Source organism: Heyndrickxia coagulans 36D1, assembly GCF_000169195.2.
Taxonomy (GTDB): domain Bacteria; phylum Bacillota; class Bacilli; order Bacillales; family Bacillaceae_C; genus Weizmannia; species Weizmannia faecalis.
On record NC_016023.1, the window covers coordinates 2,041,677 to 2,063,485 of the forward strand.

Below are 21,809 nucleotides of genomic sequence, written 5' to 3' on the forward strand. Positions count from 1 at the left end.
TGAAGGAGGCGGGGATGTGAAGCTGCCTGAAAAAGTGACCGTGAAAGAAGTCGGACCGCGCGACGGGCTGCAAAATGAAAAGGCGGTCGTGGCGACAGAAGAAAAAATTGCATGGATCAACGCATTGTCAGATACGGGTCTGACGTACATCGAAGCAGGATCATTCGTCCGGCCGGAATGGATACCGCAGCTTGCCGATACCGGAGCGGTGCTGGAAAAAATCAGACGGAAGCCGGGCGTGACCTATGCCGCGCTTGTCCCGAACGTGAGGGGGCTTGAGCGGGCCTTAAATGCAGGTGTGGATGAAGTAAGCGTCTTTATGTCGGCAAGCGAAGGCCATAACCTCCGCAACATTAATAAAACGATCGCTGAAACCTATCCGGTCTTGGAAAAAGTGGTGAAGGAAGCGAAAAGCGCCGGGAAATCGGTAAGGGGATATATTTCGACGGTGATTGCCTGCCCGTATGATGGACCGGTTTCCCCAAAGCAAGTAAAAGATGTGGCCGGCCGCTTGTTTGCGATGGGCGTGGATGAAATTTCCCTCGGGGATACGATCGGTGCCGGCGTGCCGACTGATGTTGAGCGGTTGCTCGACGAACTGCTTCATGATTTTAATGCAAGGCAGCTGGCGATGCATTTCCACGATACAAGAGGGACGGCACTTGCGAATGTTGTTAAGTCGCTCGAAATGGGGATCACTGTTTTTGACAGCGCAGCAGGTGGCCTGGGCGGCTGTCCGTATGCGAAAGGGGCATCCGGCAATGTTGCCACGGAAGATTTGCTGTACCTGTTCGCGCAAATGGGCATTGAGACCGGCATTGATTTTGACCGCATCATCCAGGCCGCAAAGCAGATAGAAAAAACAATCGGAAGGCCACTTGCAAGCCATCAGATGGAAATTTACAGGATGGCGGGAGGGGCGTAACGGGAATATTTTGCCGAGAAAAGCAAAAAGGAATGCCCGCCATGATCTTGAACCGCCCGGAATCCGAAAAAGCAGATTGATTGGAAGGCTGCTTGCAAGCCACCAGATGGGAAGCGTAGCGGGACCGTTTTGCCCAAAAAAGCAAAAGAAACTGCCGTAATGATGCAAAGCCGCACGAAGCCGTAAAGCAGATTGGAAAAGATTGGAAGGCTGCTTGCAAGCTGCCAGATGGGGGTGTAACGGGGCCGCTTTGCCAAAAAAAGCAAAAGAAATTGCCGTGATGATGCAGAACCGCCCGAAGCTGCAAAGCAGACTGAAAAAGATTGGAAGACCGCTTGCAAGCCATCAGACAGGGAGCGTAACGGGGCTGTTTTGTCAAAAAACAAAGAAGCTGCCGTGATGATGTAGAGCCGCCCGAAGCCGCAAAGCAGATTGAAAGCGATCGGAAGGCCGCTTGCAAGTGAATATGCAGGATAGGAGGAAGAACATGACAGGAACGGTTTTGTTGGAAAAACAAGATGGCATCGCCGTGATGACACTGAATCGTTCGGAAGCTGCAAACGCATTATCAAAAGAAATGCTTTCGGATATGCATGAAGTTTTATCGGAAATAAAGAAAGACCGGAGTACGCGCGTTGTGATCCTGACCGGCGCCGGGGAAAAAGTGTTTTGCGCCGGAGCGGATTTAAAAGAGCGGAAAGGCATGAACGAGGAAGAGGTGCTGCAGGCCGTACGGAAGATCGGTGCGGTTGTAAATGAAACGGCCGCGCTGCCCCAACCGGTAATTGCGGCGCTAAACGGGTCGGCATTCGGCGGTGGGCTGGAGCTGGCGCTGGCATGTGATCTTCGCATTGGCGCCCGCGAAGCAAAATACGGGCTTACCGAAACGTCGCTCGCGATCATCCCGGGGGCGGGTGGCACACAGCGGCTGCCAAGACTCATTGGGGTTGGTAAAGCGAAAGAACTGATCTATACGGCGCGACGGCTGACTGCTGAAGAAGCAGCGGCAATCGGCCTGCTCGAATACGCTGTGCCGCGTGCAGCAGTAATCGAAAAAGCGTTTGAACTGGCGGGGGAAATGCAAAAAAACGGCCCCATTGCACTTAGACAGGCAAAAACGGCTATCGATCAAGGGACAGAGACCGGCCTTTCAGCAGGGCTGAAAATCGAAGAACTCGCCTACAACGCGCTCATTCCGACCGAAGACAGGCTCGAGGGCTTGCGGGCATTCGCGGAAAAGCGCACCCCGGTGTATAAAGGGAGGTAATGCAATGGACTACGAAAGCAAAAAAGCAGAAATTTTAAAGGGCGGAAAGGAAAAATACCACCAAAAAAACCGCGAACAGGGCAAATGGTTTGTCCGCGAACGCTTGCGAATGCTGTTGGATGACGGGCTCAAGGCTGAAGACGGGATGTTTGCCAATGTCCTTGCGGGGGACCTGCCGGCAGACGGGGTCGTCACCGGGCTCGGAAAAATCGGCGGCCGCACCGTTTGCGTTATGGCCAATGATTCGACCGTAAAAGCCGGTTCGTGGGGCTGGCGGACGGTCGAAAAAATCATCCGTATCCAGGAGACAGCCGCGAAACTCAACTGCCCGATTTTGTATCTCGTCGATTCCGCAGGCGCACGGATTACCGATCAGATCGAGATGTTCCCGGGCAGAAGAGGAGCAGGGCGGATTTTTTACAACGAGGTGCATTTGTCCGGGAAAGTACCGCAAATTTGCCTCTTGTTCGGGCCGTCTGCTGCCGGCGGGGCGTATATTCCTGCATTTTGCGATATTGTCGTAATGGTCGAGGGCAATGCGTCCATGTACTTAGGCTCGCCGCGGATGGCCGAGATGGTGATCGGTGAAAAAGTGACGCTCGAGCAGATGGGCGGCGCAAAAATGCACTGCACCGTTTCGGGTTGCGGCGATGTGCTAGTGAAAACGGAAGAAGAAGCAATCCGTTATGTGCAAAAATACTTAACCTATTTTCCGGACAATTTTTCCGAAAAACCGGCAAGAACAGAAGCAAAGGCGCCGGCTGCGTTTGAAAAAACGATTGAGGAACTGATCCCGAAAAATGAAAATGCCCCGTTTGACATGTACCAGCTGATCGAGCGGATTGTGGATGAAGATTCGATCTGCGAGATTAAAAAGAAGTTTGCGCCCGAACTGATTACATGTCTCGCCCGGATTGGCGGCCGGCCTGTCGGAATCATTGCGAATCAGCCGCGGGTGAAAGGCGGCGTGCTTTTCCACGACAGCGCCGATAAAGCGGCAAAGTTTATCCATCTTTGTGATGCGTTCCATATTCCGCTTTTGTTTCTCGCGGATGTCCCCGGCTTCATGATCGGGACGCAAGTGGAGCGGGCCGGCATTATCCGCCACGGGGCAAAAATGATTTTTGCGATGAGCGAAGCAACCGTTCCGAAACTGTCCGTCATTGTCCGGAAAGCGTACGGTGCCGGTTTATACGCAATGGCAGGCCCGGCGTTTGAACCGGACTGCTGCATTGCCCTTCCGTCTGCATCGATTGCGGTCATGGGCCCTGAAGCCGCGGTCAATGCCGTATACGCCAATAAAATCGCCGCACTCCCGGAAGAGGAACGGCCGGCATTTTTCGCGGAAAAGCGGGCGGAGTACGTGAAAGACATTGACATTTACCGGCTTGCTTCCGAACTGGTTGTGGATGACGTCGTACCGGGCAATGAACTGCGGGAAGAACTCGAACGTCGGCTTGAAATGTACAGCGGGAAGCAGGAAGACTTTTCAAAACCAAAGCACCCGGTATACCCGGTTTAACATTGAAAAGCAGCTGCAGGGGCGCAGCTGCTTTTCAATACGGCTCCCGGAAAACAAAAATGGCAACGGAAAAAGACCAATGGTGCGCTTTTCTTCCTTAAAACGGGGTATGAATGTATTATCAAATGCCAACGAGGAGGCGCATCTATGGAATTTCGGAAAGCCAATCTGGATGATCTTCATCATTTAATAGAGCTTAGAAAGCAGCAGCAAGTTGCCCAAGGCATCGAACCGAAGACGGACATTGATGCCGATTTGGAAAAGTTTTTTCAAAAGAAATTAAAAGAAGGCTCCATGGTCCAATGGCTTGCGGAAGACGAAGGAGAAATCGTTGCCTGCGGGGCTGTCATTTTTTACGAATTTCCGCCGAGCTATGTGAATAAAAGCGGGAAGAAAGCCTATATTACAAATGTTTATACAAAAGAAGAATACCGCGGCCAGGGGATCGCGAAAGAATTGATGGAAAAACTGATGGATGAGGTGAAAAAGGCTGGCATCTCCAACATCTGGCTCGGCGCTTCTGAAATGGGCAAGCCATTGTATGAAAAATTCGGTTTCCAGGAAGTGGATGAATGGATGGAACTACATTTATGATGAAAGGAGAGAATGAGAAAAACCGGTAATCCGATTCCAAATTCTATTTTCCTTTTCATTTTATTATGAAAATTATATAATGTTTTAAAGGAGTCGGAAAAAATGTCTGATTTTGTTCACGATACAAATTCCAATGTCTATTCAGATGGAAGTCATGAATATTTAAAAGTCAATTCCTTCATATTAAAAATAAGTTTCAGTTAAAAGATCAGCAGTTAGCTACACTATTTGGGATTTCCGATGAGAAAACTACAAAAATTCTCTCTGGAAAGCCATGCTACTTTGATGAAGGGGAGTTAAAAAGAATCCATTATCGTTTACCGTTTTTAAGTACAGGATTCTCTTTTATAGACTCAAAAGAGAGAATGAGAGCGATAATAGAGGCTAATTTGATAGGAGATTATAATCTTTCCTATGAAACATTAGGTAAGTATGCCAATGTGCCTTGCGATGTGCTTAAAGCTTTTTGTGAAGGAAATGATCATATTGATATTGATCATTTGATGAATATTTGCGTAAATTTGTTAATGCTATCTTTTGTATTAAGACCTGAACTTTAATTCATTGTTTACCGATCAAATTCCATCCACGGTTTCTTTTGAGTGCTACTTTGATTTGTCCAAAGAAACACTTAGAAAATAAGGCCTTACATTTCTGTGCCTTCCAAAGTGTATATTTTGAACTTCCCCATCTGCCGGTCTATACTTAAAATAGTAAGGAGGAATGTACGATGTATGAAATTGCCATTATTGGAGCTGGTCCGGCCGGGGCAAGTGCCGCCATTTTTACGGCCAAAGCCGGGAAAAGCACAGTGCTTTTTGATGGTGGCACGAGCGCTACCAAGCGGGCTTTGCTGAAAAATCACTACGGCGTAACAGAAATAACCGGACCAGACCTGGTCGAAACCGGTAAAAAACAGGCAGCACAATTCGGGGCCGAACTGGTCGACGAAAAAGTCGAATCAATTGAAAAAACGGAAAATGGTTTTACCATTAAAACAGAACAAGGGTCGTACGAAAGCAAATACGTTATTCTTGCAACCGGCATGATTGCAAGCCTCGGGGAAGCCCTTGGCGTCAAAACCAAACCGGCAACAGAACCACGCGTAAAAACCGTTTTTGCAGTGGATGCGCAAGGAAAAACGAATGTCCCGAATGTATGGGCATGCGGCACGGTTGCCGGCATCTCCATGCACACCATTATCACAGCAGGCGACGGCGCTAAAGTGGCTGTCAACCTCATCAGTGAAATCGACGGCAAACGCTGGGTCGACCACGATGTTTTAGGAAAATAAGCCGTTGCAAACGAACCGGGCAAAATTGCGCCCGGTTTTTTGTTTGCTTTTTTTTTAATGCGGGCTGAAACTGAAAAGAATTCGTCGCAGATCAAGCATTCTGACATGCTTATTGTTTTTCCAAAATCAAACCACCCACTGCAAAGCCGGGCACTGGGGATGCAGCCGGTACACGCTGGATTCAGGCAATCATCAAACCTTTTTTGCGTAAAGCCGTCTTTCCCTTCCATGGGAGGATTGTTAAAAATGGAATTTATGATTACTATAGATAAAAATATCCAAAAAATAAACCGAATTTTTTTAAAAAAGGGGGATGAGGTTCATGTATCGAATTTTTCAATATGGATTTGTGATGGCGTTTACAGGACTATGTATGATGTTTTTGGTTCATCTTGTTGATGGTTATTCAACTGTAGAGCTCGGAAACTCGCTGATTAGTCAAATATTATTGATTCCGAGATTTTTTTTGATTTTTGGTATATTGTTATTGGTTCTCTCTTTCATTATTTGGTTTAGAAATTGGGCGAAATCGAAGGCAGAAAAAATTTCATGAGTTTTAAAGTAGAGTACGCTTAGTTGGGTCTGCTCTTTTTTGTGACGGGCATCTGGATTTTGCTCTGAATAAGTTGTGAAAGGTTGGAGGATGTTATTGCGATAAACACGGCTCCTGAAAGCAGGAAAACAATCGGGTCAAATTATAATTCCAAAAAACGGTATTAGCCAACAATAGGTATATGTGATTTATAAAATTATTTAGAAACAATCTGCCAAAACAGCTCTGAGGAGTAAAAATTTTTCGTGATAATTTAAATATACCTCCCAAAAAAGCGGCCAAATATGTAATAATTTAAATAATTAGAGCTTGCTGAACGAATATTTTGGCATGGCTTAGTGACAAGTCGAATACAAGCTAAAATTTGATTCGTTCAGCAAACCCTAAATAAACTTGGCTGTTTTGAGGGGGTTTTTATTTTGGTTACTAGAAAAGAAAAAAGAAATCGTGAAAAAGAAGCAAATTATTTTTTCGAGTTCCTTAAAATTCAGAAGCATTTTTTCAAAGACCTGATGAATAACCTAAAAAAGGTAGCAGACCACCGACATCAAAGCTATATCACTTATGGTCCAGAGGTCCTTTTATTTACGATGATGTTGAAAAATATGACCGGCCTAAAATCCATGAGAAACATGAGTGAGAGTTTTAATAAAGAAGAATGTATTAAAAATGTAGGGAAGGTGTTAGGCTTAGATTCTCTTGAAGAACTTCCACATTATGATACAATTAACGACTTTTTATCTGGCTTAGATGTAAATGAATTAGAAAAAATTAGAACGTATATGATTAAAGAATTATTGAAAAAAAGGTCTCTCGAGTCTTATCGAATTGAAGGAAAGTACTGGGGTGTCATCATTGATGGAACTGGATTACACACCTTTCATGAGAAACATTGTAAACACTGCCTGAGACGGGCATATACAAATAAAGAAACAGGAGAAACGAACGTACTTTATATGCACCATGTACTTGAAGCCAAGCTTGTCGTGGGGGATATGGTCTTCAGTATTGCCTCCGAATTTATCGAAAATGAATCAGAAAATGTTTCTAAGCAAGATTGTGAATTAAAAGCCTTCGACAGGCTGGCAAAGAAAATAAAAAAAATATTTAAAAGACTACCGATTTGTATCTTGGGAGATAGTCTCTATGCATGTGAAACGGTATTTAATCTGTGCAGGGCGCACAAATGGAAATATATATGCAGATTTAAGGAAGGGAGAATTAAAAGTATCTCGACGGAGTTTAAGGCAATAAAAGAGCTGGAACAAAGTAAGGATCAGAATTCATTAGTTTGGGTGAATGATATTGCCTACAAAGACAGAACGGTCAATCTGATGGAGGCCACAATGAAAACAGAGGATGGGAAATCGAAAGAGTATGTATTTATAACGGATATTAAAATCACGAAAAAGAACGTGGAACGACTCATCGCTGCAGGAAGAAGCCGCTGGAAGATTGAAAATCAAGGATTTAACGAACAAAAAAATAATCGTTACAATATAGAACATGCCAATAGCCAAAACTACACAGCCATGAAAAATCATTATTTATTAGTTCAAATAACAGATATTATTAGACAGCTGTTTGAAAAAGGTTCGTCAATCTTAAAAGCACTCAAAAAAACGGCAAAAGAAAAATCCTCAAATCTGTTGGAATCGTTTCGGACACGCATTTTAACAGACGAGGATTTCACCCATTTAAGTAAGCCAATACAAGTAAGGTTTACTTAATGGTTATATTATAGCAAAGGATGTGATGTAAAAAAAGGTTTTTTTGAAGTTATCCACAATTTTAAAAAAGAAATTTGCAAATTCGGCTCTTTTTGACTTTGAAAGCAGAAAAAATAGATGGAAAAATTTTCTAAATGTGGATAAGTCATTTTATCATAAAACATCTAAAAATTGATGAATTTACTCTTCAGAGCTGCTGCCAAAATGTACCACTATCTTTTCTGTTGAACTTATAGTAAAATAAACTGTTAGCACATAGAAAGGAGGCAAACGTCATGGCAAAGAAATCGATGATTGTCAAACAAAAACGTGAGCCGAAATTTAAAGTTCAGGCTTACACACGCTGCGAGCGGTGCGGGCGTCCTCATTCGGTATACCGCAAATTCAAACTTTGCCGCATCTGTTTCCGGGAACTTGCGTATAAAGGCGAGATTCCGGGCGTAAAGAAATCCAGCTGGTAAGCCTTCCCCGCTCCCCTTTTTCGGGGCACGGGATACATATCCCCGTTCTTTCCGCATCTTTGTAAATTCTTTAATCCCTCTTCATCATAATTTAACAAATCGGTGGTACTCTAAAATCAGCGGGGATGGCAAGCGTGGCCATCATCGGTACACCGCGTAGGCGGAGCGGGTACCTTGATTTCCAGTACAGCCGGCATGTTTACTTGGAAATCCAAAAGCTTTCCCTTCTGATTTTTTTAAAAGGAATTTCGGCATGCATGCAGAAATTTTTCTTTTATAGAAAATGAAAAAAGGGAGGATATTCGAAAATGCCGTCATAGGCAAAATCTTTTATGACGAGAGATATGTCAAGTTTTTCTCGATTGTGAGATGTTGAAGGCAGGCTTCCAATGCGATCGAGAAAATTTTTATACATAGGAGACCGTTGTCAAAACTGAATAGGTAGATTTTATGCCAACACTCCACTCAATATGCTACTATTAAATCAAAGCATTTGGAACGGAGCAATGGCAATGAACACGAACCAAGACTTTTTTACCCGTAAAAAAGAGGAGTCCGGAATTGTGCTGAATGCAGTGCAGCAAGAGGCCGTAAAGCAAACGGAAGGTCCGCTTTTGCTTTTGGCTTCCCCTGGCTCCGGAAAAACGACAACCGTCATCATGCGGATCGGCTATTTAATTGAAGAAAAAGGGGTGGCGCCTGCACGGATTAAAGCCATTACGTTCAGCCGTGCCGCTGCCGCTGACATGAAAGACCGGTTCCAAAAGCTTTTTCCGAATCTTCCGCCCGTTGATTTTTCAACGATCCACAGCCTTGCTTTTGAACTCGTTCGCGTTTTTTTCAGACGGACCAATGTCCCTTTCTTGCTGATTGAAGGCGAGGCGGGACCGTACCAGAAGAAAAAAATTTTGCGGAATGTGTACAGGAACATTCATGGAGAGAAGATCACGGAAGACCAGCTGGAGGAACTGCAGACGTATATCAGCTATATCAAAAACAAGATGATCCCGCCTGCAAAATGGGGGAAAGTAGTGACGAGTGTGCCGGAAGCTGCCCGGATTTTAAAGGAGTATGAGGCATTTAAAAAGCAGGGCACCGGACAGCTGCTTCTTGATTTTGATGATATGCTGACGCATGCGAATGAAATATTCAGGCGTGATCCGAATCTTCTCTGTATGTATCAGGGGCGTTATGACTATGTGCTGACGGATGAGAGCCAGGATACCTCCATGGTGCAGCATGCCATTGTTGAAAAACTTGTGCGCCGGCATCGCAATTTGTGCGTTGTCGCCGATGATGATCAGTCAATATACAGCTGGCGGGGTGCGGAGCCGTCCTACTTGCTAAATTTTAAAAAAGTGTATCCGGATGCGAAAATTTTATTTATGGAACAAAATTACCGGTCATCTCAAGAGGTTGTCACGACTGCCAACCTGTTTATCAAGCGCAACAAGCACCGGTATGATAAAAACATGTTCACGGAAAACCCACCTGCCGGGCCGATTCGGTTTGTGCGCCTGCCAGATTATAAATACCAGGCAAAATATTTGGCCCAGAACATTGTCGTGTCCGAAAATTTTTCAGAAATTGCCGTGCTGTATCGGAACAATATGTCTTCGATTGCCCTGATCAATGAATTTGACCGGGAAGGGATTCCGTTTTATCTCAAAGATACCGACAATCGCTTTTTCTCCCACTGGGTCGTCCAGGATATTTTGAATGTGATGCGGCTTACGTTTACCGATAAACGGGCGGATATCCTCGCGCAGGTCCATTCGAAATTGGACGGTTATATTACGAAACAACAGATGGAAGCGGTAAAGGGGATCCGTAATAACCAGTCTGTTTTTGACAATTTGGTGCGTTATGCAAATTTGAAGGATTACCAGGTCCAAAAAGTGCGTAAAGTAAAGGAGACACTCCGGGAAATGCGGGGCATGCCGCCGCTGGATGCGATTCATGTCATCCGCGGCAGGCTCGGCTATGAAAAAGCACTCGAAAACATGTGCAAGAAATTCGGATTCCGGAAAGAGTATTTGATCGGCGTTTTAAATACGCTCGAAGACATTGCGGATACACTTGTGACAATGGAAGAGTTTGCTGCAAGGCTGAAGCACTTGGCGCACATTTTAAAAACGGCGAAAGGGAACAAAGGCCGGCATGCTGTGACGCTTTCGACGTTCCACAGTTCAAAAGGCTTGGAGTTTGAAAAGGTGTATATGATTGATCTTGTGGATGGGATCATTCCCGGGGACGATGAAAAAGAAAATGATTTACTGATGGAAGAATCGGTCCGTCTTTTTTATGTGGCAATGACGCGCGCGAAAAAGTCGCTGGAAATGGTCAGCTATGAAAAACGCAACGGAAGCCGGACAATGGACTCGCCGTTTGTGGCAGCAGTGAAGGGAATTGTCAACAATGTTGAAAAGGCGGAAAAAACGAAACCAGACATAGAAGTTGTCCGGATCGGCAAAAAGACGGTCTCCATCCCGCAGAACCCGAATGCCATTAAGGATGCATCCGCTTTTGTGGCCGGTAAAAAAATCCGGCACCGTGTGTTTGGCCATGGTGAAATTGTAGATATCGATGGCGACACCCTTGCCATCCGGTTTGAAAAACGGATGGTGAAACTGTCTGCTCTCACCTGCATCGAAAAGGGGCTGCTCGAGGAAGCCAATCTGTAATCGTGTGTAGAAAAACGGAAGCGGATATAAAAAATGCCGGAAGATTCCCGGCATTTTTTATATCCGTGACCGCTGCAACAGGCTCACGTTGTATGGAGGCAAGGGATTCGGCGATCAAGTCCTGTGCCCCTTTTCACTGAATTGGAACGCCCCAGGCCATTTGGATGATTGTAACAAAGGCCCCATCCGGTTGGTGCCACAGGCCCCCGTGCAAATGGGAGCAGAGCCTCCTTGCTGTTTGACAGAATTTCCGATATTACTGCTCGCGGATGCTGTTTTCCTGCATTTTTCTTTTTTTCCTCCAAATCAGCAGCTGTTCTGTCAAAATGCCGACTACAGATCCAAGGATTAAGCCGTTGTTTAGAAAAGTTGCCACGACCATTGGCAAATGTTCGGTCGCATGAGCGGGCAAAAACATTGCGCCGATTCCGACCAGGAAGGAGATGCCCGCTGTTGTATGGGCAATTTCTTTGTCCGGGCTTTTTTCAAGATCGTTTAAGGCAAGGCCGACCAATTGTGTGAAGACCACAAAGGTAACGGCATAACCGACCGGCGCGGGAATTGCAGACATGATATGCACGAGCGGTGGGAGCAGAGCAATAATGGAAACGAAACAAGCGCCGTACAAAAATGGTTTCAGCACTTTTATGCCGGTTTGTGCAACATAGCCTGCCGCTGCTGCAATCGGCACCGCACCGACAGCGGAAAAGATGCCGGCAAGCAGCTGGTTGATGCCGGATATGAACAGACTGCTCCGCACCCGCTCTTGGCGGACTCCCGTCACATTTCCCATGACGCGGACAGACGTAATCATATTTGCAGTTAGCAAAAGCCCGATGAATACACCGGTTGTGATGGCGCCGGAATCAAAACGCGGTTTTCCAAAATCAAATACGGCGGGGAGAGAGAACCAACTTTCCCCAAATGTAATAGCCGGCGCTTCACCAAAAAGCGCGAACAAAATCCAGCCGCAAATCAAGCCAAGCATGATCGAATATTGCTTGACCCACGGTTTCTTTACATGGCCAAAATAGAATGTAAGCAAAACGGTGACAAGGCTCAAAATGGCAACAAGCGGCCGGACTTCCTGATGGGCACCCGTAATGCCGAGCATCCCTTTCATAAAAGAGCCGCTCAACTGCAGCACCAACAATAGCAAATAAATAAATGTCACAACCGGCGTAAACAGTTTATTTAATTGGTCCACAAGGCCGGTAAAAGCGAGCAGGAAGAAAAAGATGCCGGTTACAATCAGTGCGCCTGCCAAATATTGCAGAGATTCAGTGCTTGAACTGTACAAGATGCCGACAAGCCCCGCATAAATGGCAAACACGCTCCACCACAGCCCGGCCGGCCCTTCATTGATTGGCATTCTGTGGCCGAAAATTCCTTGCAAAAGACCGCCGATCCCGAGTACAAAAAGCGTCCGCTGCACAAACAGGGCAGTCTCACCTGCACTGAAATGGAAAGCATCCGCAATGGCAATCGGGGCCGCGATCGACCCGGCGATCATAAATGCCATCCATTGCAGCGACGAAATCAATGTTTTCATAGGCACACCGTTCTTTCCGTTCAAAAAATGGAAAATACCAGTAAATATAATTATAGCAAAACAGGTTTTACATTTTAAACATAAAACACTTCGCCGATGGGGGAGGGATAGCGGGCATGGCGGACAGCGGCATAAACAGGGGTTGCAAACCGGACGGGGCGCGGGTTAAGCCATGTTTTTTGCCTCTATTTAAATGATATATATGTGGCGCGGGCTAAGCTATGTTTTTTTGACCCGCAAAAAATTTCTGATCGATCTTCATGCAGAACGCTTTTTGTATGTACTTGTCACTAAAAGAGTTTGCGGCTGCCTTCACTTAGGCGTGCTATCTCGAAAAAAATTATGATGGATAATTTTTGCTGGTGCTGCGTGGTAGCGGCATGGCCGGTTATGTTAAGGAAGCGAGCAAAAAAGACGTTGTTCCTTAACATAGAGGCTGTCTATGTTAAGGAAGCACGGGAAAATGACGGTCTTTTTTCACCTAGAGCCCGTCTATGTTAAGGAAGCATGCAAAAATGACGACCTTCCTTAACATAGATCGCGTCTACGTTAAGAAAGCGAGCGAAAATTGCATTGTTCCTTAACATAGAGGCTGTCTACGTAAAGGAAGCGAGGTAAAAAGGCGTTGTTCCTTAACATAGAGCACGTCTACGTAAAGGAAGCGAGCAAAAAAGGCACTGTTTCTTCACATAGAAGCGTCTATGTTTATTCTTTGCCAAAATTTGTTTAGGTAAAAACAATTCGGGCAATGGATCCCTTGCCCGAAAATATTCCTTATTCTGTGACGCTTATGCTGGCGCTGGCAACTGCCCGTTTGTGTCTTCTGATTGTATAGAAAATAAGGATGGCCCATATTGCCGCAATGGCTGTATAGGTAACGCCGTACCAGCCGCTTCCGGCGCCGGCCATTTTTAATAAAGTTTGCACGTTGCTAAACACAATCATGCCGCTGACAATGACAGCCAGCAAATGAGCCGGCAAAATTTTAACCAGATAGGCTGCAATCGGCGCGGCGATCAGGCCGCCAAGCATGAGGGCGATCGTCCAAATCCAGTTAATCTGCATAGCGCCGAGGGATAAAAGAAAACCAATGCTTGATGCCAGGGATACAGCAAATTCACTAGTATCCACCGAGCCGATCACTTTCCGCGGTTCGATGTCATTTCTGGAAAGCAAAGCCGGTGTGGCGATAGGGCCCCAGCCGCCGCCCCCCGTTGCATCAAAAAATCCTGCGACAAAGCCGAGCGGGATAAAAAATACGTTTGAACCGGTCTTCTTTTTGACTTTCAACGCCCCGCGCGCATTGATCAGAAACCGGATAAGAATATAGAGGCCAAGGGCGATCAGAAAAATGGAAATGTACGGTTTTAATGTGCTTGCAGGAAGATGGCTGAGCACGGTTGCCCCGAGAAAGGCGCCGACAGCTCCGGGTACAACCAGTTTCCAAATGATCCCTTTATCGACATTCCCAAATTTCATATGTGAAACTCCGGAAGCCGCCGTTGTAAAAACTTCCGCCAAATGCACAGAAGCGGATGCGACAGCCGGCGCAATTCCGAAAGCCAGCAAAAGTGAGGTTGAAGTCACCCCGTAACCCATTCCGAGAGATCCATCCACCAATTGTGCGGCAAGGCCGACAAGTGCTAAGACAATTAATTTTTGCATGTTCATGTTCCCCGCTTTCTTCATCCATAAATTTGATTCATCCTGATGTAGAGGAATTATACGCATCAGGGCCTATCCTGGTTCAAACGGCCGGCCTTGCAGAAATAAAAAATCTTTCCGCCATTTTTACGGAAAGACAGCGAGTAAAGGATAAGCGCTTATCTTCCAAAATGGTACCCATTTTGCTGGAATTGGCACCTTGCTGCTCGCTGCAGGTTGCCGGACTTCATAGGGCCAGATCCCTCCGTCGCTCTTGATAAGTTATTTGTTGTTTAAAATTTTATCAGAAAATAAATGGAAGTCAATATAATTATTGCAAGTTTTTTTATCGGATTTATACGAATGGGGGGATAAAGAAAAAAACTTCCCATCAGATCACGCTCTGTCGGGAGTTTTTTTCTTTACGCTGGATTGGTTTTAAAAAGCAGGTCATCAGGATCAGGCGGGGCATCATGGCCGCTTTCATTTGCTTCACAAAACGAAAAAGAGTCCAAACGGGTTAGCAGGCCGTCCCATTCTGGCAGTTTGTACGAGCTGCACACCCGTGCCTGCCCCCTTCCCGCCCAGAAAACGGTTTAATCAACCCCGCTTGTTTGTGCCCGCTTATCGCGCAGTTGGATTTCTGTCCTTTCCCTGCCTAAGGGAACCGGTTTTATCAACACAGCCGGCTGGAGCCTATTCCTTTGCTTTAATTCTCAGTGACAAGACGACGAGCACGATTAAAATAGCGAGGCAGACGCTTGTTCCAATCGGGTTGCCTCCGCCCAGCAAAAAGGACAGGAAAATGCCTGCCAGTGCAAGCAGCGCAATCCAGACCATGAAAGGATACCCTTTTACACGGAAGGAAGGCAATTTTGCATACGACTTCCGGAGTCGCAGTTCGGCTGCACAGATGGCGGTCCAAACAAGGACGACGGTAAATCCCGGAATGGTCATCAAATAGCTGATGACTTCATCCGGCGTAAGATAGGCCAGAATCACGCCGGCTAAAATAAACAGCGAGGTCAGCAAAATACTGATCAGCGGGACGCCTTTCCGGGAAATTTTTAAAAAGGCGCGTGGCGCTTCTCCGGACTGCGCCATGTTAAACAGTGTGCGCGAAGTGGCATAAATGCCGGAATTGGCGGCAGAAAGAACGGCCGTCAAGAGCACAAAATTCATCACATGGGCGGCAGCGGGGATCCCTGTGCGGCTGAATACCTGTACAAACGGGCTTTCCACGGAAGAAACCTGGTTCCATGGGATAATGCCGCAAATGACCAGGATTGGCAAAATATAAAAAAGCATGACGCGGACAACGGTCTGTTTAATGACACGCGGCAACACTTTCTCGCTGTCTTTTGTTTCCGAAACGGTAACACCGATCAGTTCCGCGCCGCCGTATGAAAACATAACGATCAGAAAAGCGCTGAACGTACCGTGAAGCCCGTTCGGGAAAAAACCGCCGTGCGCGGTATAGTTAGACACCGTGGAAGATGTCCCGGGGAATAAACCGAATAAAATCAGCGCACCAAGCAGGATAAAAACGATCAACGTGATGATTTTAATGCCGGCAATCCAAAATTCAAATTCGCCGTAGTACTTCACTTCAATTAAATTGATGCCGACCACGAAAGCAGCACAGAGCAAACTGAGTAGCCATAGTGGCGCTTGGGGAACCCAGAATTGCAGGAAGCTCCCGGCTGCAAGCAGTTCCACAACTGTCACAATGACCCAGTTGATCCAGTACAGCCAGCCAATAATGAAAGAAACCCGGCTGCCGAACGCTTTGTGGATCAGATTTTGGACGTTGAGGCCGGGGTGGACGAGTGCCATTTCCCCAAGTGCTGACATGACAATGAATAAAAGTGCGCCGCCGATCAGGTAAGAAACGGCAACACTCGGGCCGGCAAGGCTGACGGTATCGGAGCTGCCTTTAAAAATGCCGGTTCCGATCATCCCGGCCAATGCGATGAACTGGACATGCCTTGGTGATAAGCCTTTTTGCAAATGATGTTGGTTTTTCTCCATTTCTATCAATCTCACTTTTCTGTTTTAGATAAACGCTTTTCAGTGCTAAAGCATTTATTCTATTTTAGCAGAAAAAAAGGAATATTGATATACAAAAAAATGGAATCGCCGGATGACAGATGTACCCGCATTTCACCAAAGCAAAATGTAAAAAAACGGCGGGGCACCACTCATCGTAGCATCTCGCCGTTCTGTTTAATATGTGTCCCGGGATGGTTGCCGAAGCGCTGAATATCCATATTTAGCATGTCGTTCTGTTTAATTTTTGCTCCGGGATGGGCCGGAAGCAGAGGAAAATGCGCAGACGTGCCCTCTTTTCTGCTTACTTTTTATCAAACCCTTGGCGTTCTACAAATTCCTTCATAAAAACGCGCGATGGTTCTTTGAAAAATTGTGCCATTTGGCCTGTCCAGGTATCGTTCCTTTTTCCGTTTGTGCGTTTTGTATAATATTGCGAAACCGTTTCATTGTATTCCTTCAGATCGCGCAAAAGACGTTCATCAGCCGGATATTCATCTTCGAAATAAACATGCTCAGCCGCCATGCGTGGTTTTTTCGCAGACGGATCGGCCGGATAGCCGATTGTCATTGCAAATAGCGGAAGGACATATTGCGGGATTTTCAAAAGTTCGGCCACTTCTGGCAGCCTGTTGCGCAAGCCTCCGACATAACAAATGCCAAGTCCCATCGATTCCGCAGCGAGCGCGGCATTTTGCGCAGCCAGTGCCGTGTCGATGAGCGCGACCATAAATTTTTCCGTTGTCTCAAGTGTATCTTGCGCCTCTACGCCTTCCATTTGTGCCGCAAGTTCATGTTTGTGGAGATCGGCACAGAAAATGAGCAGATGGCCGCATGTTCCGACATGTCGGTTCCCGGTCAGTTCTGCTAATCTTTGCTTCCGCACGGGGTCCTGAATGCCAAGAATCGTATAGGCCTGGACGAAATGAGAAGTGGCGGCTGCCTGCGCGGATTCCACAATCAGGCGGATTTGTTCATCGGATAGCGGCCGGTCTTCATAATGGCGGATCGACCGGTGATTGAGAATCGTTTCAATGATAGTATTCATTCCTTTACACTCCTGTCTTTGGTGAGTCCACTGTATGTTCAAATATAGCACAGAAAAAAACGGCCGGCATGAAAGGTGCTTGTTGTCCAGCATGGCCACGATGATCTGCCAAAAAATATTTTGATTAAGGCTAAATTAACCTATTTTCGCTTCGGTATACCCAAATTGAACTTCGAGTATGTTCATGCGAGGGGCGGAAGAACGGAAACAGTACATTTGAACGATGAACAAAGTATAAATCGTTTACAAGCATAACGGATTCTTGAACAAATAATTACGGAATGAAGTAATGTTTTCAAGCATTGCCAGGAGGGAGCGGTCATCTAAAAATTTTATTTTGAAAAAACCCCCAGCCCTCCATTGTGGATTTGGATTAACGTTTCAGCTTGATACCATATTGTTGCAGCTTCTTATAAACCGTCGTTCTTGAAACTCCTAAAATTCTTGAGATCTTGCTGATATTAAAGCCTGTTTCCTCCAACAAGGCTAAAAGATGCTGTTTTTCCGGTTCTTCCGTTTCTTTTCCTTCAATCATTTGGTCCTGCTGCTGTGTATGTTTATACGTATTTAGCAGATAGGGATCCAAAAATTCAGGCAATATGACAGAATGAAAACCGGATAAATAATAACTGCGTTCAATAATGTTCTCCAACTCTCTAATATTGCCGGGCCATTCATACTGTTTGAGAATTTGGACGGCATCTGCTGCGAATTCTTTCCGGGTTCCGTTTTTCCGGTTTAATTGTGACAGAAAATATTCCGATAGTTCCTGAATATCACCCGGCCTTTTTCTGAGCGGCGGGAGTTCGATTTGGAATACATTCAAACGGTAGTATAAGTCACTCCGGAATGACCCGTTATAGGCGATTTCATCCCGAAGATTTTTGTTTGTGGCTGCAATTATTCTGACATCTACCGGAACAGGCTTGTGTTCCCCAATTCTCGTAATTTCCCTTTCCTGCAGCACTCTTAGTAGCGTAACCTGCAAGTCAAGCGGCATTTCTCCAATTTCATCAAGAAAAACAGTTCCGCCGTTTGCTTCTTCAAAAAGCCCTTTTTTGCCGCCTTTTTTGGATCCGGTAAAAGCTCCTTCTGAATAGCCGAAAAACTCCGAGTGAATCAGATCTTTTGGCACGGCGCCGCAGTTGATGGCAATGAAGGGCTTGTCTTTCCGCAAACTTTCGTGATGAATGGCATTGGCAAACAATTCTTTGCCTGTGCCGCTTTCTCCGATAATAAGCACATTTGCATCTGTTTTCGCAGCGGTTTCGGCGATATGGACGGCATCAAGGAACGCGTGTTCTTTTCCAATGATATTTTGAAAAGAAGTTTTTGCAGCCGGTTTGCTGTCTCCTTCTTTCTTATCCCCCTGTTTGACATAAATCAAAAAATAATCCTCCCATTTTCTCATTCGGATTTCGTAGGCATCATCTCCAATCCGCTTTCGTAAATGTTTTTCAGGTACAGGGCGGCTGCCCAGCTCGGCAATGTCTGAAGCTAGAGCATTAATTAACAGGGGCTGGTCATTGACAATCTGTTCTGCCTGCTCATTGGCAAATACAATGCTGTTCCGGTATAAAACGATCATGCCTTCAGGGCGTCGTTTCACCATCGTTTCTTGCAAAATATGCTCAAGCAGCCTGCTTTTTTTCCTCTCGGTCACAAGTTTTGAAAACAAGTCTATATGCAATGCAATCTGCCTGGCCGCCAGCTCTACATCTGCCTGGCTGCCGGCGTTCCCGGCAATGCCAAGGACACCGGCTGTTTCATGAAATATTTTGATCGGGATCCCGGCTGTCGTAAAATTTTTTAAACAAGCATGTGTATGATGGCGTCCGGTGACAACGCTTAAATCGTTTCGTTTTAAAGCCCTGCCAAATCCGTTTTCTCCAGCATCTTCTAATTTCCATTTTGAACCGAGCGGAAGGGAAATTGCTGTTTCGGATGAAGAGAAAAACGATTTGATCAAATAACCGGAAAGGCTGATCAAATAAAAGGAAAAAGGAAATAATTTCGCGAGATTTTCAAAAAAGCTAAAAGTTCCGGCCCATTTTTTCTGTTCCTGTTGCAGCCGGCCCTGTTTTATATACATTTCATCAGGCTGAATCGTGCTGCTCTTATTGAAAGGCGGGGCCGGGTGGGTATTTAATAAAAAAGGCGCCGGTTCTATCGGGGTATTGGATTGCCAGACAATATCAAAACCGCCGTTTTCGTTGACTTTCCCTATCCTGGAGTACTGCCATAAGTGCTGGTTGGTTTCGTCAAAATGAACCGGTCCCTGGGGAGCTTTAAAAGAAGACCGGGCCAATGCTGCTCTTAAAGCGCCGGTTGTTACCTTAGCCGTTTTATGTAAAGCATTAAAAAGAAGATAAATACTGTTGTATGCATTTTCCATCACCGAACTAATCACATTTGAGTGATATTTCGCTTGAAAATGCCGGATGAATGCTCTATTCTCTTTTGTTTGAATGGAGCTGAAATAAGGAAAGGAAGAGTACAGGTTCAGGTGGTAATCCGAACGCATGGCGTGTATTTCTGTTTCTGCTGTAATCGGGCTGCAGATTGGCTGTTCGAATTCGCTCCTGTAAAATTGTTTGTAAAAAGCAGCAACACTGTCGCCAACCAATGTGGAAAATATAATATCCGGTTTAAGCCGGCCAATTTCAAGCAGTGCCGGTTCAAAATCCTGGCTTCCAAGCGGATGGTAAGACTCTCCCAATATTTCAGCGTGATATTCCTTCGAAAGCTTCTTAATGTGTTTATTGGTCTCCCTTGGAAAAACATAATCAGAACTGATCAAATAAAAAGTTCGCCCGAGATTTGTAATGATCCACGGTATAAAAAATTGCAGTTGCTGATTCGGTGTAGCACCGCTGTAAAATACCCACCGGTTTGCTTCATTCCCTTCGTACAGCGTCGGATAAATCAAAAGAATGTCTTCTTCTTCCAACAGCGGGAGCAAAGCTTTTCGGCAAGCGGAAGTGTAAGTGCCAAACAATATATCTACGTGGTTTTCCCTTATAAGCTTTCTTGCCTTTTCGACGGTTACAGACGGATCTGACCCAATATCTTCAAAATAAGACGTGATGGGATGTCCAATTATCCCTCCTTTTTCATTTATTTCCTTGATCGCTAGCAGCGCCGCCTTGTACTGTCCAGTTTCCGTAACGGCTGTGGGCCCGGTCAATGAAAATAGCAGTCCTATGCGTATCCCTTCATTTACCATCTCATGACACCTTTCATTACAAAATGGAAAGCCTACATTTATTATAGACAATAAAGGCTGTTAATCAAGAATATTTACAAAAAAATGAACAGTTTGTATACCGGTGTTTACGCAGTTTTAAACATAATGTCCATATTTGATGTAAGAAATTATTACATCATCAAGGAAAAATATAGTTTTAAGTTTTCAAAAAGGTTGGCATGGTACTTGCAGTATTATTTAGTGAACATCAAAAATGGGAGGAAATCCGCATGCCAGTAGGTTCTATTTCTTCGTCTCAAGATACGGTAGGGATTGCAGTTGTCAATTACAAAGTGCCGGTTTTAGAAAGTAAAGAAGAGGTGATCGAAAATTGCCGGCACATTGCCGACTTTGTTGAAGGCACAAAAGGGGGATATCCGGGGTTAGATTTGATTGTATTTCCGGAATACTCTACCCAGGGTTTTCACACGACAAAATGGAATGAGTTGTGTACAACCGTCCCGGGCCCTGAAACAAACATTTTTGCAGAAGCCTGCCGTAAGAACAAAGTCTGGGGTGTGTTTTCCATCACGGGAGAAATAAACCCGGAAGGCAATCCGTATAACTGTTTCATCTTAATTGATGATACCGGGAAAATCAGAATGAACTACCACAAAATCAATCCGTGGGTGCCGAAAGAACCTTGGTATCCGGGTTCGGAAACGATGGTGGTGGAAGGACCAAAGGGACTAAAAATAGGGGCGAATATTTGCTATGACTCGAACATGCCTGAAATCGTCCGTGATACCGTAATGAAAGGCGCAGAACTCGTTGTCCGTATTCAAGGATATATGTACCCTTCAAAAGAACAACAAATTAAAGTGGCAAGTATCCGGGCTTGGGAAAATCTGGCTTATTTTGCAGTTGCCAATATGGCCGGCCGGGATAAAGTTTATTCTTACTTTGGACACTCCAATATTGTAAATTTTGATGGCGTTACTTTAGCAGAATGCGGCAGTTCTCCGGATGAGGTTACATATGCAGAATTATCCATTTCTGCCATCCGGAATGCGCGAAAAAATTGGACGGCTGAAAATCACTTGTTCAATTTGACCCACCGCGGGTATTCGGCGGTTGAAAATGGCGCCGCAGTCTGCCCTTATTCCTTCTATCAAACCTGGGTGGAGAACCCGGAAAAGGCGAAAGAAATTTGCGAAATCCTGACAAGACCAACACCGGAACAGGAAGAAGGGCGTGCAAAAGAAACGGTCGGATGATTAGCATCCAGGGGATCATACA

At 45.5% G+C, this 21,809-nt stretch carries 17 protein-coding genes and 1 riboswitch; of the genes, 12 read left to right on the plus strand and 5 right to left on the minus strand.

All coding sequences use genetic code 11. From position 1 onward, the window contains the following. Positions 1 to 16: 16 nt before the first annotated feature. The 11 genes from BCOA_RS26805 to BCOA_RS26850 all read left to right on the plus strand — a co-directional run bounded on the left by BCOA_RS26805 (position 17) and on the right by BCOA_RS26850 (position 11,030). Positions 17 to 925: a hydroxymethylglutaryl-CoA lyase gene (locus BCOA_RS26805; protein ID WP_014097144.1), complete on the plus strand. Its 909-nt coding sequence runs from the start codon at positions 17 to 19 to the stop codon at positions 923 to 925. A 250-nt stretch (positions 926 to 1,175) separates the two neighbouring features. Then, positions 1,176 to 1,325 (plus strand): hypothetical protein, encoded by a 150-nt coding sequence (locus BCOA_RS35350; protein WP_162533429.1) that lies wholly within the window; start codon positions 1,176 to 1,178, stop codon positions 1,323 to 1,325. 87 nt (positions 1,326 to 1,412) lie between these two features. Next, complete coding sequence (locus tag BCOA_RS26815; protein ID WP_014097145.1) at positions 1,413 to 2,192, plus strand: enoyl-CoA hydratase; 780 nt, start codon at positions 1,413 to 1,415, stop codon at positions 2,190 to 2,192. A 4-nt stretch (positions 2,193 to 2,196) separates the two neighbouring features. Further along, positions 2,197 to 3,714, plus strand: a complete 1,518-nt coding sequence (locus BCOA_RS26820; RefSeq protein WP_014097146.1) for an acyl-CoA carboxylase subunit beta — start codon at positions 2,197 to 2,199, stop codon at positions 3,712 to 3,714. A 147-nt stretch (positions 3,715 to 3,861) separates the two neighbouring features. Continuing rightward, positions 3,862 to 4,308: a GNAT family N-acetyltransferase gene (locus BCOA_RS26825; RefSeq protein ID WP_014097147.1), complete on the plus strand. Its 447-nt coding sequence runs from the start codon at positions 3,862 to 3,864 to the stop codon at positions 4,306 to 4,308. Between the two features lie 182 nt (positions 4,309 to 4,490). Next, a complete protein-coding gene (locus tag BCOA_RS35690) occupies positions 4,491 to 4,868 on the plus strand; it encodes an HTH domain-containing protein (RefSeq protein ID WP_373897141.1) in 378 nt (125 codons plus the stop codon). A gap of 170 nt (positions 4,869 to 5,038) precedes the next feature. Beyond that, the gene (locus BCOA_RS26830; protein ID WP_014097150.1) at positions 5,039 to 5,602 is read left to right on the plus strand and encodes an FAD-dependent oxidoreductase; all 564 of its coding nucleotides are present in this window, start codon (positions 5,039 to 5,041) and stop codon (positions 5,600 to 5,602) included. A gap of 246 nt (positions 5,603 to 5,848) precedes the next feature. Further along, a complete protein-coding gene (locus BCOA_RS35355) occupies positions 5,849 to 6,001 on the plus strand; it encodes a hypothetical protein (RefSeq protein ID WP_185740938.1) in 153 nt (50 codons plus the stop codon). 573 nt (positions 6,002 to 6,574) lie between these two features. Beyond that, positions 6,575 to 7,885 (plus strand): transposase family protein, encoded by a 1,311-nt coding sequence (locus BCOA_RS26840; protein ID WP_013858128.1) that lies wholly within the window; start codon positions 6,575 to 6,577, stop codon positions 7,883 to 7,885. A 275-nt stretch (positions 7,886 to 8,160) separates the two neighbouring features. Then, entirely contained in the window at positions 8,161 to 8,346 is a 186-nt protein-coding gene (locus BCOA_RS26845; RefSeq protein WP_013860453.1) for a type Z 30S ribosomal protein S14, read from the plus strand. Positions 8,347 to 8,858: 512 nt separating this feature from the next. Next, positions 8,859 to 11,030, plus strand: coding sequence for an ATP-dependent helicase (locus BCOA_RS26850; protein WP_014097152.1), 2,172 nt, complete (start codon positions 8,859 to 8,861; stop codon positions 11,028 to 11,030). Between the two features lie 256 nt (positions 11,031 to 11,286). Here the strand turns inward: BCOA_RS26850 and BCOA_RS26855 are convergent, their stop codons facing one another. From BCOA_RS26855 to BCOA_RS26875, 5 genes are all read right to left on the minus strand, one after another. Next, on the minus strand, positions 11,287 to 12,582 hold the full coding sequence (locus tag BCOA_RS26855) for a purine/pyrimidine permease (protein WP_017552084.1): 1,296 nt from the start codon (positions 12,580 to 12,582) through the stop codon (positions 11,287 to 11,289). Positions 12,583 to 13,356: 774 nt separating this feature from the next. After that, complete coding sequence (locus BCOA_RS26860; RefSeq protein ID WP_014097154.1) at positions 13,357 to 14,313, minus strand: sulfite exporter TauE/SafE family protein; 957 nt, start codon at positions 14,311 to 14,313, stop codon at positions 13,357 to 13,359. 89 nt (positions 14,314 to 14,402) lie between these two features. Beyond that, positions 14,403 to 14,510, minus strand: a riboswitch (SAM riboswitch). A 412-nt stretch (positions 14,511 to 14,922) separates the two neighbouring features. After that, entirely contained in the window at positions 14,923 to 16,257 is a 1,335-nt protein-coding gene (locus BCOA_RS26865; RefSeq protein WP_014097155.1) for an amino acid permease, read from the minus strand. A gap of 322 nt (positions 16,258 to 16,579) precedes the next feature. Further along, positions 16,580 to 17,323: an oxygen-insensitive NADPH nitroreductase gene (nfsA, locus tag BCOA_RS26870; protein ID WP_014097156.1), complete on the minus strand. Its 744-nt coding sequence runs from the start codon at positions 17,321 to 17,323 to the stop codon at positions 16,580 to 16,582. Positions 17,324 to 17,696: 373 nt separating this feature from the next. Beyond that, complete coding sequence (locus tag BCOA_RS26875) at positions 17,697 to 20,510, minus strand: transporter substrate-binding protein (RefSeq protein WP_237340692.1); 2,814 nt, start codon at positions 20,508 to 20,510, stop codon at positions 17,697 to 17,699. 290 nt (positions 20,511 to 20,800) lie between these two features. Between BCOA_RS26875 and BCOA_RS26880 the strand changes: the two genes are divergently transcribed. Then, positions 20,801 to 21,787, plus strand: a complete 987-nt coding sequence (locus BCOA_RS26880; RefSeq protein WP_014097158.1) for an aliphatic amidase — start codon at positions 20,801 to 20,803, stop codon at positions 21,785 to 21,787. Positions 21,788 to 21,809: the final 22 nt, after the last annotated feature.

Excerpts from the sequence above, each read along its gene's own strand:
- BCOA_RS26815 (WP_014097145.1), top strand. The coding sequence starts at position 1,413 with ATGACAGGAACGGTTTTGTTGGAAAAACAAGATGGCATCGCCGTGATG.
- BCOA_RS26820 (WP_014097146.1), top strand. The coding sequence starts at position 2,197 with ATGGACTACGAAAGCAAAAAAGCAGAAATTTTAAAGGGCGGAAAGGAA.
- BCOA_RS26825 (WP_014097147.1), top strand. The coding sequence starts at position 3,862 with ATGGAATTTCGGAAAGCCAATCTGGATGATCTTCATCATTTAATAGAG.
- BCOA_RS26830 (WP_014097150.1), top strand. The coding sequence starts at position 5,039 with ATGTATGAAATTGCCATTATTGGAGCTGGTCCGGCCGGGGCAAGTGCC.
- BCOA_RS35355 (WP_185740938.1), top strand. The coding sequence starts at position 5,849 with ATGGAATTTATGATTACTATAGATAAAAATATCCAAAAAATAAACCGA.
- BCOA_RS26845 (WP_013860453.1), top strand. The coding sequence starts at position 8,161 with ATGGCAAAGAAATCGATGATTGTCAAACAAAAACGTGAGCCGAAATTT.
- BCOA_RS26850 (WP_014097152.1), top strand. The coding sequence starts at position 8,859 with ATGAACACGAACCAAGACTTTTTTACCCGTAAAAAAGAGGAGTCCGGA.
- BCOA_RS26855 (WP_017552084.1), bottom strand. The coding sequence starts at position 12,582 with ATGAAAACATTGATTTCGTCGCTGCAATGGATGGCATTTATGATCGCC.
- BCOA_RS26860 (WP_014097154.1), bottom strand. The coding sequence starts at position 14,313 with ATGCGTATAATTCCTCTACATCAGGATGAATCAAATTTATGGATGAAG.
- BCOA_RS26865 (WP_014097155.1), bottom strand. The coding sequence starts at position 16,257 with ATGGAGAAAAACCAACATCATTTGCAAAAAGGCTTATCACCAAGGCAT.
- nfsA (WP_014097156.1), bottom strand. The coding sequence starts at position 17,323 with ATGAATACTATCATTGAAACGATTCTCAATCACCGGTCGATCCGCCAT.
- BCOA_RS26880 (WP_014097158.1), top strand. The coding sequence starts at position 20,801 with ATGCCAGTAGGTTCTATTTCTTCGTCTCAAGATACGGTAGGGATTGCA.